The sequence below is a fragment of the Synechococcus sp. PCC 7336 genome (assembly GCF_000332275.1).
In the GTDB taxonomy this organism is placed as follows: domain Bacteria; phylum Cyanobacteriota; class Cyanobacteriia; order Thermostichales; family PCC-7336; genus PCC-7336.
Map to the genome: position 1 here is coordinate 2,637,739 of NZ_CM001776.1, position 15,481 is coordinate 2,653,219.

At 57.4% G+C, this 15,481-nt stretch carries 5 protein-coding genes; all 5 read right to left on the reverse strand.

What is annotated here, in order from left to right:
* Window positions 1-51: 51 nt before the first annotated feature.
* The 5 genes from SYN7336_RS12585 to SYN7336_RS12605 all read right to left on the reverse strand — a co-directional run bounded on the left by SYN7336_RS12585 (window position 52) and on the right by SYN7336_RS12605 (window position 15,480).
* Complete coding sequence (locus SYN7336_RS12585) at window positions 52-5,196, reverse strand: hypothetical protein (RefSeq protein ID WP_017326305.1); 5,145 nt, start codon at window positions 5,194-5,196, stop codon at window positions 52-54.
* The gene (locus SYN7336_RS28005) at window positions 5,189-10,939 is read right to left on the reverse strand and encodes a hypothetical protein (RefSeq protein WP_017326306.1); all 5,751 of its coding nucleotides are present in this window, start codon (window positions 10,937-10,939) and stop codon (window positions 5,189-5,191) included. The genes SYN7336_RS12585 and SYN7336_RS28005 overlap by 8 nt, the downstream gene beginning before the upstream one ends.
* A 68-nt stretch (window positions 10,940-11,007) precedes the next feature.
* Entirely contained in the window at window positions 11,008-14,676 is a 3,669-nt protein-coding gene (locus SYN7336_RS25725) for a baseplate J/gp47 family protein (RefSeq protein WP_017326307.1), read from the reverse strand.
* Between the two features lie 83 nt (window positions 14,677-14,759).
* Window positions 14,760-15,185 carry a GPW/gp25 family protein gene (locus SYN7336_RS12600; protein WP_038025939.1) on the reverse strand — a complete coding sequence of 142 codons (426 nt, stop codon included), beginning with the start codon at window positions 15,183-15,185 and terminating at the stop codon, window positions 14,760-14,762.
* Window position 15,186: 1 nt separating this feature from the next.
* Window positions 15,187-15,480: a PAAR domain-containing protein gene (locus tag SYN7336_RS12605; RefSeq protein WP_017326309.1), complete on the reverse strand. Its 294-nt coding sequence runs from the start codon at window positions 15,478-15,480 to the stop codon at window positions 15,187-15,189.
* Window position 15,481 lies beyond the last annotated feature (1 nt).

Consider the following 15,481-nt stretch of genomic DNA (forward strand, 5'->3'; position numbering starts at 1 on the left):
GAATCACAAACAGGAGACTAACCCCCAGAGCGGGGGCTAATCATCAGGCCATTACAACGCACTGGCCAGTGCCTCTGCCAAGTCGGCAGGTTCAGCCATTCCGACGCTGTCGAGATCCTCAAACTGGGTCTGCAATTGCTGCAGGGTATCGGCAGAGAGGTCGCTGAGGTCTAAACGCTGCAACAAGCTGCCAGTGCAGATGGCGCGAATGCGATCCAGAAACTCGCGATACTCAGCTCCTGCATTGAGGAACGAGCGCCGCAGCGATTGCCCCAGTTCCCAGTAGAGTTGGGCCAGATCTTCAGGAGAGGTGTCGGCCTCTGCCTCGATAAAGGTCTGGGCGCGGGTGAAGGGGGCGCGGCTGCTTAAACCTGAATAGTCAGCCCCCAATTGTTCCAACTGAGCGGCGTAATCGACTTCTGCCGCAAGCTGCGTTTCGGGGCTGGCAGATTCGAGGCTAGCGGTGGTGGTGAACGTTTCCGTACTCGCGAGAGTTGCAGAGTCGAGAGCTGTGGAAGACGTACTGTCCGGCAAAGTCGCGGCCTTTGTACCGTCAATCAAGATACCGCCACTGCCCTCCACTAACGCGAACTTCAGCTCCATCTCTATCCCAGGCTCGCCCTTGCCACCCGAAGCATTAAACGGAATGGCCCTGAGGGTGAAGGTACCGGGGCTAGGTCTCCAGACTTCATTGGGCAGATCGTTGGCATCGACATACATGTCGAAGGGGAAAGCGTCATTGAAGGATTGCCGAGGCGATGCTTGATTGCTGGGCTGCATCCGAAAATCGACACTGGCCACCAGGCTGCCCGGTTCAATTGGATCGGGACGAACAAACCCCTCAATATTCAGAGCCCGCAATTGACTGAAATCGATCGCGACGACGTTGCTTTGGTCCGGTCTCAGAATGGCGATCGTGTCCCATATCAGCCCTCCCGTCGTGGGATTGAGGCGACTGGAGCGCAACGGTAGGCTACTCATCCTAAAATCAGGGTTGGGAGTCTGCGACACTGGTTCCGGCACCGTGACAAACTCCGGCGCAGAAACCGAGCTACAGCGGCGATCGGCATCGAAGATTCTCATCACCACTTGGATGGTCGATCCCGGTATGGCATTCGGATCGCCATAGGAAATATTGAACCGGGTGGAGGCAGTCTCGAACGGATCGGCGTTGGTCAATGTCACCTCCCACACAGCCTGTAAACCCTGGTTTTGCAGCATCTCGGGGGTGGGGAAGATGTTGTAGAACTGTAGCTCGAAGGCTTCGCCGTTCGCGACCGGTAGCACCCCAGCCTGGAAGCTACCCACCGGCACCACCTGCACCCGAACTTGCCGCGTTGAATTCGGTCCCAATGGATGGCCGGAGAGATTATAGGTGAGGGAATACAGTCCCGGCGCAACGGTGGAATAGTCGAGGGTATAGCCGGTTTGGGCCGCACAGGGAAGCTCGCTATTGGTTTGGGGAAAGGGCAGGCCCGCCGTTGTGGAGAAGAACCCGCCCGCCTGTTGGACCGTAATCGTCTCTATATGTGGGCCGCTATCCCCCTCGGTCCGACAGAGGTGGGTCACCGAACCCGCTGCCAAATCGGGGTTATCGAAGGCCCAATCGGTATTTAACGTGGGCAGCGTCACAGAGATGGGGCCGTCTGTGGCTGCACAACTGATGGCTCCGCCCTCGCTGGGTTGACGAGTGGCCGTCAATTGCACGGTTTGGGTGAGACCGCTTTGGTAGGAAAAGAACAGTTGGGCGTCCCGAGTATTGGCTCTAGGGGTGCCATTCACAAACCATTCATACTGGTCGGCAGTGCTGCCGACATTGCTGAAGTTGGCCTGCACGGCAGGGACGCAGATATCTCCGTGGACGAGGGCTCCGGCTACCGTGCCGTCGCTGTTGCTGGGATAGCTGATTTGGGGGGTGGGGGCGAGGACGACCTCGACAACCCTTGTCGGGCTGGTGTTGCCGCAATAATCATCCGTATCGGGGACGATGTATTCGAATTGCAATTGCACCGTATCGGCACTGGCGGGGTAGGTAATGGCACCGAGGTCGAAGCCGCCATTGGCATCCACCTGAATGTCTTGGAAATTGCCCCCGGCGATCGCCATTCGATAGGTTCCCCCTGCCGGTTGACCCGAGAGAATAATATTGCTGGGTTGACCGGGAGTGACGCAGAGGGGGCCGTTGGGGGCAACCGTGAGAGTGACATCGGCCCGAGGCAGCATCAGGATTGAGAAGGTGGCGCTGACATCATCCACCACGTAGACAAAGGTGAGATTGGTGGCTTCGGTGACATCGAAGTCGATCGCGCTGGGCTGGAAGGCCGGTTGACCTGCCTCACCGACGATGCCGTCTCCCCCTTTGAGAATGCCGCCCGTGGGTTCGAGGGTGAAGGGATAAGTGCCAGGATCGTCTTCGCAGAAGACTGCTTTGTCGAGGGAGATCAGCGGCTTGGGTTGGGCCAAAACGTAATCGATATTGCCGAAGCCGGTGCAGCAGCGGTAGGGCAGGCAAAAATCTGCCACCACGACGTTTTTGTCGATGCGGTCTTTAATGGCTGCAATCCGTTCGGGACCACTATCCAACTTCCCTGGCGGCAGTTGGATAGTGGTGCTGAGGGCGGTTACTTTGGCATCTGAATCTGCTCTAAGGGCGACATCTGCCACGATTAAATTGGAGATCGCCTCATCATCACTGGTGTAAACCAGCACGAAGGTACCCTGTTTGGGCACACCGCCCAAATGCTCTAAGCCGCGATGCTCTTCGGCGTAGGCAGGGAAGGTTTGGAGGGTTTGGATGATATCGAGGCGATCGCGATAGCGGCGCAACAGAGACCGAAACTCGTGGTAGGGCACCAGTTCGAGCAGTTCCGCCTCTTCCTCCCCCGAGCCAAAAAATTGCAGGAAGGCGTAGAGGGTTTCCCAATCGGTGTAGCGATCGATCAATTCAAACGCACTGTTGAACAGCGTCTCGTCCTCCAGCGCCACCTGGAAGTTATTCAGGTCAGTGCCAGTTACAACGATATCGACGTTGCCATCTCGAATCGCAAACCGGAATAAGCCGTCGTTACTGTTAATGTCATAGGTCACCGGTTGGTGTTTAAAACAATCAGCAAAGGTTTGGATAATGCGATCGCGATCGGCCTCGGTCAGGCTGCGACCGAAATCGTAGGGGTTGTTGAACGAGACCCCTCCCTCTCCCGATGGCGGTGTGGGGACAAACGCTTCTCTCGCCGCAACCGTAATGGAAAGAAAGTTTCCCTCAGCCGCACGGAAACTTGAAAAGGCATAGTTAGCCCGATCGCGCCCCCGCACCAGTAACTCGTTTTCAAACAGGCGGGGATCGAGGCTGGAGAGAGAAGACCCCTCAAAGAAAAATTGCTGGTCGATAAGACTGACAATCAGGGCCAGACGAGTGTTCGCGACGTTGCCAACTCCTTTGGCTCGCATCGCCTGCCAGCGGCCTCGGATGAGATCGAACTCCCGTTCCAAATCCTCAAAATAGCCCGTTAGAACCGTGGGCGGGATGGTCTCGCCGTCACTGCTGTCATCCTGTAGCAGGCGCACCGCCGTCACATCGAAGGGCAGATTGAACGATTGTTGGAAGCTGTCGATCGCCAGTAGAGCTTCGTCGAGGGTGCGGCCCACATGACCTTCAATCGCAAAGAAATCGGAGCGATCGAACCGTTCGAGCAAGTCGTAACCCGTCTGACTGGCAGTGGTTGCTAGCTCGAAATAGGCCGGTAGGCGATCGAGCTGATGCTTGCGACAGGCATCGTAACTCCAGTAGGGATGAACCGTCGAAAAATCGTAGAAGTAAGGGATGGACCGATCGGCCAGAGGAGCCAGCCGCAGGCGACTGGGGGTGACTTTGACAGGGGTTTGGTAGAAGGGCAGCAGACAAAAGGAGGCCACCATTTGCTGTAGACGTTGATAGAGATGGCGAATTTCTGCTTTGCGCTGGCGATTGCCGTTGTAGATGGGGGGCTGATAAAAGCCATGACGGTAAAGGGAGGGTCGCGGACAGGGATCGGTGGCTGGGGTAATCTCTCCTAGCAGTAGGTATTTGGGAAAACGATTGGCCGCCAACTCGCAATCGTCCATCAGATCGAAAATGGCCTGTTTGAGTTCGTTAAAGGCAGCGCACAGTTCCACCAACAAGTCGTAGAAATACTGCACCCCATAGCCCACCTCCACCTTCGGAGGTTCGGAGGGGACATCGCTGCCATAGAGGGGATCGGCAAGGGCGACGCTGAGGGGCACCAACGAGAACAGCAGATCTGTGAGCTGCTGCGCGATCGCGCTGAAGTCTGTCGGGTCGGGCTGGAAGGAAGACAGGAAGGGACCGAAAAGGGCCTCCACTTGGGTGAAGCTGGTGGCGATCGCATCAATACCCATGCGGCAGGCTCGGTAGTAGACCGCCATCAAATCGTCAAAATCTTGAATGGTCGAAAGATCGATGGTGAAGTCAGTGGTGCTGGCGTCTGTTGGGTAGCCCAAGCGGGGAATATGACAGTCGGGCACGGTAAACCATTGCTGGAAGGCAGCGGCTGTAGTTGTTGGGGGCAGGATCTCAAACCCTGTTCGAATCAAGGTATCGGCTGAGGTCGGCTGTGGATCGTTCGGATCGACGATGACCATCGGGTCAGCCCGGTCGATCGCGAAAAAGCGCAGGTTGAAATTGCGATCTCGACCGCGATCGTCGCAGTCAATCAAACAAGAATCACGAGGCAAATCCTCAAAATCGCACAGCACCAACAGCACTTGCTCGCCTAAATCGAGCGTCGAGATGGGGGTGTCAGTTTCGCTATCGAAATCCCCCTGCCGCACCAACTCCCGCATCGTCAATTGCAGATCGCGATCCGCCTCGGGGTTAAGGGTTGTGGCATCTAAAATACTGTCTTGATAGTGGGTGAACAAATCCCCCGTTTGGGGGCTATAGCGCAGCAGATAGCCCTCGGACGTAATGCCATAACCCGCAGTGAGAACAATGGCAGGAGTACCACTATTGGGCTGCACAGACACATCCAGACCGCAGACAATCCCCATGCCAATCGTGTGGGCGCGGGTGAGGCGATTCTGGCTGTCGAGGTAATTGGCCAGATTGTTGAGATCGGTGTTCTTGAGCACCTGGTTGGGCTCGAAGATGGGGTAGCTCCGATTCTCTAGGGTGGAGACAAACGACATGAGGTTATTCATTGGCGGTTCCTAACGCGGTTTGGTTGAGGATGGTGGGGTTATCGTCGGGGCTGCTTTCCTCGCAGTCGTGCAGGGTGGCTTCGGGATAGACATTGCTCAGGTCTTGCAGCACCTGTAGCAGTTGGTTGAGGGCGGGGGTCAAATCGGCAGACTCGGGCTCGCAAGCGTTCAGCTGTAACTCTTCCAGCCACTGGCGATAGGCAGTTTCGAACTGGCGCATGTCGCAGACATCCACCCAGCAAATTTTGAGGGCGACATGGGCGGGGGCTTCCAGTCGCAGGGTGCGTTCGATAAAGCCACGAAAGCGCGGATCGCGGAACCGCTCCGGCCAGTAGGGCAGCACCACCCCCACCCAGAAGGAGTAGGGATCGTAGGGGGTGGTGCAACAGGGGGGGTCGCTCTCCAGTTCTCCAGAAGATTCGGGAGGCGGTTCGGGGTTGACGTTGAGGGAGATCGGCAAGAAGCCATCGGCAGGAGATGCAGGAGGAATGGCATCGGCGGGAACCTCCAGGTCCAAACCGAATTTCTCGGCGGCGAGATAGGCCGTTCGTCTGAACCACAGCAGACAGTCTTGCATTGCTGCGGCAGAGTCGAACAGGCGAGAGCAAGCAATTTCGGCGTCGAGTTCATCCCGCAAGAGGAAGAAATAGAGGGGGCGATCGCCACTGGGCAGTTGCCTGAGCTGAAAGCGATCCGCCACGATCGAATTGCGAATCATGGCCCGAATGCCGTCATCCCGCTGCACCCCGCTAGCAAAGCCCGGACTGTAGAGCAGCACCTTGCCGAGGGGATCGTTGAAGTGGGCGAAGAATTGGCTACTGTCGGAGCTGTTAATCCGTTCGAAGCCCGGACGCCGTTTGAGCGACACCTGCGTGAAGTCGTAGCGATCTTTGGGCTCGCAGTCTTTGATATTGCAGTCGGGCAGGACGATGGCGAGATTGTAGAGGGGAGCAAATTTGTAGAGGTGATTCTCCACCCAAGCCAGCCGTTCCAGTCGTTCGGCAGCGTCGGCCAGGGTGCGGCTGCGACCGACGGTCTCAGCCTGTAGGTCGAGGAAGGCGAAGAAGGGACCATCGGCATCGGTGCGCAGTTCATAACCGCCCCAGAGGGCACGGGAATCGTTATCTTCGGCGGCGGAATGGAAGACCATTGCTCGCAAGGCGCGATCGCGTTGGGTGTGGGTGGCAAAGTCTGCCGAGCGGAACAGTTCGGTACCGGTCTCGTCGTCGAGGGTGAAGTAGAAGTTGGGCGATTCGAAATGACGGGTGAGGTTGGCGGCTAGGGCGATCGCCCGATCCAGATTCAGGCCCGTGGCATCGGGGGCCAGTTCGTCAAAGCAGCACACTCCCGTGCCCTTGTTGCGGGGCCGCAGCAGAATGTGCTCCAGAACGTGGAAGCCTTCATCGTTCACCAAGGCCCGAACGGTCTCGATCGCCGCGTCCCGCTCCTCGGGGGTCGCATAGGTGTCAGGAGCCGTGGCAGCCACGCGATCTTTATCTACGTTGGTGAGTTCCCAGGTGAAGCGACAGCGCTTGCGATCGTCGAGGTCGCGGAAGTTATCGCGATCGTCCGCTAGGTCCACCAGAGCATTGCCTTCGTCCCAGGCCCGTTGTTCGGCGTCTGCTGCTTCTACCTCCGAATCGCCGATCTCGAATCGCCTTGCCCCCAGCATCAACAGGTCGCCTGCGGGGGTGGCAAACTGGCCGGTATAAGCGGCAGGCTGCGAGAGGGGTTGCACGGGTAATTTCAGGCTGCGAACTGCCAGGAGGAAATGGGCGATCGCCGCATCCCGTTCTGCTGCCGTCGGGTAGGTTTGCGGGTGGATGGCTAAAACTGTGCCGGAGTCGAGACTAACGGCGTCAAAGCCAAAGGGAGCCTCGCCAGCGGTGTCGGTGGAGACGATCGCCCCCGGTTCCAGCAAAAAGCCCAGCAACTCGCCATAGAAGCTGTCAGTGGCTGCTTCAGCGTTGGGGAAAGTGTTCTGGCTCTCCAGCAGGATGGTGTCGTCGCGATCGCGCAATTGATAGCGAACATCGCTGCCATCTGGGACGATCTGAAGGTAAGGTTCCAACCGATTCAGTTGGGTGAAGGCATCAACGCGATCGACCGCAGCTTCAGTGGCGGCAATCAAATTGTCGCTCTCGTCCACAATGCCCAATTCGTATTCAGCGGCGATGGAAGGTGGCCCTAGATAGCGCGGCAAATAGCAGAGGTGGCGGGCAAAGGCGATCGCCCCTTTCCAGGCCGAAACCTCGGTGGGGTAGGGCTGCAGGCCGCGCAGCCGGACGGGGTTTTCGGCAGTACCTTCTTCCGGCAAGGTGACATAGAAGTAGTAGCCGCAATCGCTGCCAAAGCTGCGCTTCTCGAAGTTAAAGCCGCGCGCCACAAACTGTACGAAGGCGATCGCCGCTTCTCGATCCGCCCGACTGGAGAAGCTGCGACTGGCCGTCACTGTCTCCCCTTCGGGATTGAGAATTTGGAAGGAGAAGGAGCAGGCATCATTATCGTAGAGCCGGACTAGCTTGGCGTCGTCGAGGGCGAAACCGAGGCGATTGAGAAATTCCGTCCGGGCTTGGGCCAGGTTAAATATGGCAGCGGGCAGGCTGGCAGAGACCAGCGGACCAGTGGAAAACTCTGCTTGCTGCTCGGGGTCGCAGTCTTCAAACAGACAGAAGTTGGCGGCAGGCAAACTGACGGTCAGCAGCTCGGGCTCGCCCTCGTCGCTGGCGATCTCGAACCCAGTCAGCGGATCGGCAAACAGCAGTCGCAGGCGCTCGATCGCTCGATCGCGTTCCGCTTCCGTGGGGTAATGGGTGGGGTGTTCGGCGATCGGCTGGCCTTGGCCGTCACTGAGCAGGAAGGAATAGGGACAAGTGCCCGAATCGCGATCGACGGGGACATAGGAATTGGCCACTTGGGCCATGTCGCACGCTGCCATTGCCGCTGCGTCCGCCGCCGCTTCGCTAGCAAAAATGCTCTGCCCCAGCCAAACGCGATCGCCCTTGCTATCAAGAATTTCAAAACTGTAGGCGGCATCCTCCGGCTGACAGATCGTGGGAGTCTCCACCCCCAAAGGCTTGCCATTGCACTGCAAGCTAGCCAACCAACAGTAAAGGGCCAAATCGCGATCGGCCTCCGTCCCGAAGCGCTCCTCCCATTCCGCCAAGCGCATTTCCAGCTCGTCCACTAGGGCAAAGCCATAGTGGGTAAACACCTCGGCAGTGCCTTCCTCGCGGCTGGCGGCATCATCCCGACGCAGGCGAATGCGCTCGTAGGCGTCAGCAATCACAATGCGGTCGAGGGCCGCTTCCGCCGCTGCGATCGCCTCGTCAACCGTGGCATAGGTAGTCCAACTGGAAAAGACAGCGACGGTGTGGGGAAACTCTGCCGTCTCGGGTAGCGGAATCTCCAGCCGGAATTGCAAGCCCCCGTCGTCTGCTGCTGAGACAAAGACGAAATCGGGCAGTTCGCCACTCTCTCCAGTCCCTGCCAAGACAGCATCGGTAAACAGAGGGAGCAGTTGCTCCAGCTCGGCAGACGCATCGGACTTGTTGAGAAAGGCCGGATCGCGCTCCAGCACTGCCAAGCGCTCTCGATCGCGATCGTTCACCGCCCAGCCGTAATGGTGGTAATAGTTGAAGTCCCAACAGCGATAAGACTCCGGTGCGATCGCCGCCCTCAAGAAGGTATCGATCGCCGCTGCCGCATCCTCTGCACTGGGGAAATCAATCGAAGTTGCCAGGGATTTAGGCTGCTCTGCAAATCCACCCGTCAGGTTCAGGGCAAAGCGCTCCGGTTGCAGAGCAATATCGTAATGGCCCAGCGTGCGCCGCTTGGGGTCGGCAATGCCCAACAGACCTGCAACACGCCGCTTAAACCCGGAAATATTGTCGCTATCCCACACCTCGCCATCGCAATCGCAATAGTCAAAAGCTCGAAACCGATCGCGGCTGATATCGGGATATTGCTGTAAAAATCGCGTTTTGCTCTCAATAATGTCGGCATCATCCCGCTGCCCTCCATCAATTTGGTAGTTGAGCAAAACGTAATCGGTGAAGGTTTCGGCAAATCGCGCCAGCAAATGATCCAGAAAGCGATTGCGCCGATCGACATAGGTGGCAGGATCTTCGGCGATCGCATCCAGCACCGCACTATAGTCCAACGGCTCTTCTCCCTCTAGGTCGGAGGTGGGACAGCGGTTGCAGTTGCGCAGTAGGGATTCGAGTGCTGGCAACTCCTGTTTGTCGAGGGCTTGGGTGAAGTAGGTGCGCTGGCGGTGTTGTAGGGTTTCGGGGTCAATGCGATTGAAGCGATCGCCGTCGCTTTCCCAAGAGAACAGATCGCGAATGCTGGCCAGTTGGGCGAAATAGTTGGCCAAGATCTGATCGAAAAAGATCAGATAGCCCTGCAACTGTTTGGCCTGAGCCTTGCGCAGAGAGGGGGCACTGGCGGGCAAGCCACCCCTGCTAATGCCGTAGGTGAGGGGGAATTCGTGGTGAATGGAATAGTGATCGGCGAGATCGGCATAGGTGCCGCTGGGAATCGGTAGATCGAGTTCGGCATCGCGACGGGGGGCTTTGATATAGGCCGCTTGCTGTTCGAAAAAGCGCCGTTCCACCTCAGCCGCATCCGCTTTGACAGGCAGATCCCCCTTAAAAAAGGTGACGCTGGACTCCTCTAATCCCAGCACGGGGCGATGACTGGGGCTGAGGTGCAGATGCCAGGGATGGCCCAGAGACTGGGGCAGGCCGTCAATATAGTTAATGATGTTCAGTTTGCGGATGGCCACCACACCGGGAACGTCCATCACCACCTGATAGAGATCGGAGGTGTAGAGAATGTCGGGGGGCGTGAGCTTGGCCAGTTCCTCTGTGTCGATGAAGCCGTTGCTGTTACTGTCGTAGGCCGAGCGGGCGTCGAACAGGGCAGAGGGACGACCGGCAAAGATGTCCGCCGGACTCTTGCCCCGTGCCAGCAGCTCTTGCAGCGTGTAGAACCTCAGTCGAGGGGCGAGAAATTCCTGTACCTTGACGAAGATGTCCACCAGCACATCTTCGGGGTCTGCCGCTGCCGACAACTCGATATCGGCACAGAGGGCGATCGCCTCTTCCCCCAACACCGTTGGGTCGTTAAAGTCTTCGCACAAATTGCGGTGGGCGCACAGCACCCGCTTCACCTGTTCTACAACTGACGCGGCGGCGGCTTGGGCTTCGGCCTCGGTGCGAGAGGGCAGTTGCTCGCGATCGAGATCGAGCAGGACGTTGTAGATGCCGCGCGGGTGCAGTTGCAGGGGAGCGTCGCCGCTGTCCAGCGGGGGAATGTATTGCAGTTGATTGCCCGCCGTATCGACGTAAATGTCGGGTTCGTAGGTCTCCAGTTTTTCCAACCAGGCATTGCGCACGCCGGGGATGTCGATCAGCCGCTTGCGGAAGTCCAGTTCCGTGACGGGGTTGCAACTGAGAATGCGATCGGCGGTAAAGAAATTGCTTTCCTGACGGCTGGGATCGGCGGGGTCGAGGGCGAGTAGATCGGCGATATCGAAGTTGATGCGATAGCCCAGATCGGTGATGGCATAGCAGAGCACCTCCAGAATGGTCACCCCTGGATCGTGCAGGTTGTAGTCTGTCCACAGATCGCCAGCCAATGCCTGTAGGTGGTCCACGCCGCTATCCCGCAGCGTTTGAAAGTTGAGGTAGGGGGGGAAGGGGGGATTGCGTTTGGAAATGCTCGGAAAATCCAGCATGGGGGTCGATCCTTAGGAACTCATCGGCTCGGGGTTTGGGGTGGCACAGTGGGTGAGGCGATCGCCCGTTAGCGAACGGGGACTGGCAAATTGGGGGGTAGGGGACGAGCGATCTCGGTGATGGCGTGGCTGCTGCCAGACACCAAGATGGAGCGGGCGGAAGAGGCGGCAACTTCTTTCAGGTCGAGGCGATCGCCTTGGTGCATTTGGAAGTTAATGACACGATCGACATAGGGCTGCTCTTCAGCGAAGTTGATGATGGAAGAGCGGAAGACTTTGCCGCCAAAGTGAATGTCGGCCCCGCCATCCAGTGTCCAGGGGGATAAAAAGCCGACGATCGCCCGATCGAGTTGCTGGGCATAAAAGCTGAAGTTGGCGCTGAAGGGGGATTTAAACTCCACGTCAAACTGCGCCCGTATGGGTTCGTAACGGGGGTTGACGACTCTCAGCTCCACCCACTCGGAAGAGATGCCGTTCAGATAGGCTTGAATCTTGGCCAGCAGATTGATGTTGACCTTGGGCTCTAAATCGTTGGTGGTCTGCCGTTGGGACAAATCGGGAATCAGCGCGACTGTGACGTGACCGGGGACTAATTCCTGTAGGCGATCGTCTGGGGTGATGCGGGCGTGGTTGATGCAGCGCACCTTATAGATTTCGGGAAAGGTTTCCAGCACGAGGCGTTCGTAATCGAAGATGCTGGTGGCTCGTCCTTTGTGGCGCAGGTGTTCGCTGATGCGGGTGTAGTAGTGTTGGGGCTGCTCTTTGACTTGACCGCCAGAGGACGGGTAGAGCTGGGTGATGGTCTTAATTTGCGCTTGGGGCACTTCTAGCTTGGCGATCGCCCCAGCGTCGAGGGGGGTAGCCAGTCGAGCGGGATCGTTACCGCGATCGCTAAAGGTCACCTCTGCCACTTGGGGGTGAACGCCAATAATGTTGGGGATGGCGCGCTGGCGTTCCGTCACTGCCGCTTTAAGCCAGTACAAGCTCGGATCGAGGCGGGTATTGCCTGCGGTGATGTCTGACGGGATGGCTAAGTTGACGATGCCGGAGGCAATTAGCCCATTGGTGCTGTCGCTGACCACATCCTCTTGCTGGAAGGGCAGCCATTGGTTTTGGGTCAGGTAAAACCAACTCACATCGGTTTGGGCCAGATCGGTATCGGCGGTTTCTTCTGCCACTTGAAATAGCAGGGGCAGGGCGATCGGGGCATCCAGATCGCTAATGCCAATCAGCAGTTCGCCTTCGCTGTCAAACGTGGGCAGGAATTCGGGGTTGGTGGCGATATCGGTATCGGCAAACTCGGTCAGCTCCACAAAGCCATCGAAGGGATGCAGGTGAAATAGCTGGCAGTCGGTGACACTGGCTTCAGCGGTGTAGCTCAAAGACAGGGCGTTAACGACCGGAGTAAACGGTTCGTTGGGGATGATGGGGGTATCGGTCAGCTCTACATAATAGGTCGTGGCAACAAAGATATCGCCGGAGGTTTCTCCGCTCGGAGGCTTTTGGTAGTAAGCGCCGATGACTGCTTTGCGGCGATCCACGCTATCAACTGAAATAATCTCGTTGGTGGCTGAGGCCAACACTTGCCGTGCCAGCATAGTGGCATAGGCGTCGTGCAAAAAGTCGGAGTTGAGCGAGAGTCGAATAAAGCCGTTAACGCTGTCAAAATTCCAGACCGCAATGGGATCGGTTGTTGCCGCTTCGTTCAATCCCAAACTGGCTAGCTCGGCACTGCCGAATGTGAATGATGTTTGCGCATTTCCGCTCGCCTCAAACAGGTCTCGGGCAACACCGCTCGATGGAGACCAGACTTTATTGCGCAGGGCTTGTACCGAGACATCACCCGGCGAAAAACCTGTGGGCAGATCGTATCCGGCATAGTAGTTTGCGAAGGATTCTCCCGGTCCCTCTTGGTCGATGTGCAGGGTTAATGCCGTCAGCCGTTTTTGAAACACCTCTTGGCTGCCGATATAGAGAATTCCACCCGCTTTGGGTTGAGAACCAAAGGGCTGAAATGGCTTGGTGGCATCCAGCACCGAAAGCTCGTTTTGCACCACCAGAGTGCGAACTTCGTCCACCACCACCTTGACGGAGAGATCGGTCACGATCGCCCCTCGCAAATAGTGATAGGGCGATCGCCCTGCAATCTCGACGCCATCCTGCAACACCAGTCGAGCCACTGGGCGATCGGTATTGAGGGCGGCACCGCTCAACTCCGAATGGAAGCCCACCACCGGTTCGGCATCTGCGGCCAAAGTGACTGCCAGCTTTAGCGTCGTGCCGTCCCAACTGGTTTGGGGCTGGCTGGAGGACAGGATATTGCGCTGGAGCTGACTGAAGGACAGGACATTACCTGCCTGTAGAACGGTGCCTTCAATCCAGTCCTCCTCGCCACTGAAATACACCTTAAAAATCTCGTGCAGGCGATTCGGCGGCAAGTCGGTACTCGCGCCTGTCAGGATTAAAGAAAATTGGACCGTTCGACCTCCCTCTTGCAACAGCAACAGGTCAGAGGCGATCGCCAATCCCAATGCAGCCCGAGCGCGATCGCCATCCCCAAACGGCAGCCAAGCCCGCACCTCGTCTTCTTTGGCAAACTCCCCACCCTCACCATCGGGCGAATCCGCCACCGCAGAAACGTGCAGTCCCGTTAAATTCTCGGGGGCAGTACCACTGGCCGACTCCTGCGAATTCAGGAACAAGCCTTTCAGACTGGCAACCTGAGCTTTGTGAACCAGAATTTCCTCATTCAGCCGATAAAACAGCTCCACCCCCGTATCGTCTTTGCCCCCCTTAAAAGCCAGATCTGCCTCCAGCTTGTGCTCTTCCACAAACTTGGCCAAGCCGAAGACCAGATGGGCGCGATCGGGAATTGCCTGCCGTTCCGGCAGTTGCAACACGTCCCGATAGAAAAAGTCGAGATGCCGCTGACCGATGCCATTCAGATCCGCCTGCGCGGAGTCCATCACCTGCAAAAAGGCGAAATAGAGGGCCAGGTGGGACTTGTGATCGGAACGGGCTTCCAGGCTGTGGACCAGAAACTGCGGGGCTAGCCGAACCGCTTGACGATAGTTCTGAAACAGCACTTGGAAAACATTATCCAGAGCCGTTTGCGCCTCAAATCGAGTTCCTGTCAGCAGCGTTTCGTCTGCTGGCACAGCGCCGCTATCCACCACCACATCAAAGGCTGTTTCGAATTGGCCCAAACGCTCGTAAAAATTGGCGATCGCCGCACTCGTGCCGAGGCCGACTTCCATCCCCAGAACCAGCTCCAACAACTGCGTCAGGGGAACAATCGCATTGGTTTCCACCAACCCCAAAATTCTCGACTTGAGCGGCGTGTAATCCTCCAAGCCCACATACCAGTCCCGCAGGCGATCGAACAGACCCGTTAGGGTGGCCAGCAGAGGATCGAAGCTCAGTGCCGTGCGATCGTCCAGAAAAACGGTGAGTTGGCGATCGTAAGTATCCTTAACGATTTGAGTATTCGTTTTACCAATCAGAGCGATCTGTACGGGGGTACTGCTGGCAAAAAACGCCTGCCAGTCGCCATGGGGAAGATTGTCAAAATCGTAGTAAATCACCTGCCGACTGAGCTGGTGGGCAAACACCAGAAAGTCAGCCAAGTCGCGTTCGTCCACCCGCACATAATCGGGAGATAGCGCCTCAGCCTGACGCTGGCTCTGGCTAGCCCCATCGCGGACTAAAGGGTTGGGAATGTCGCAGCAAGTGCTCATAATTCGGAACAATGAATTTCGGGCAATCGGTCTTTTCAATGCAAGTCATGGGTCGTGGATGCAAGACAAAACACAAAGCCTGTCTATGTCGGCAAAGTCGTATTCGCCCCTTCCTGCAAATAGAAGGGGAAGACAAAGCTGAAGCGGGAGTTGGTACTGCGAATGATGTAGTCGATCGTGATATCCACCAGCCCCTCCACCTGAGCGCTCAACTCCAAATCGAGCCGCTCCAACTTAATGCGGGGTTCGTGGTAGATAATCGCCGAACGGATTAATTCCTTAATCGTGCTAGACACCGTGGGACTCAACGGCTCGAACAACAGCTCCTGCAAATTGCAGCCATAATCCGGTTGCATCACCCGCTCCCCCAAACTGGTGGAGAGCAAAATCCGCAGACTCTCGCAAATGTCGTCTTCGGCGCTCACCATACGCACTGCTTTGGCGGGGCGATCGAAACTGGGAGGAAAGCTCCAGCCAGTGCCCAAGTGGTCTTTGCCACGATTCAGCATGTCATCCTCCAATCAACACAGTGAACTCCCCCAGCACAATCGAGCCGCCGTGGGCGGTGGTATCCCCCAAGCGGGCGGCGGGCTTGCCCCCAATCAGCACAGTGGCAGAGCCCAACACAATCGAGTCGGGGGGACCGGTGCAGGTGCAGGTATCTCCCATCACGGCAGCGGGCATCCCCCCAATCAACACCGTCAGGATGCCGGGACCGAGTACGGGACCGCCGACATGGGGCACCAAACCCGTCACCATTGGGCAGACGTGGAGATCGGTAATGCGGGCAGCGGGTTTGGTCATG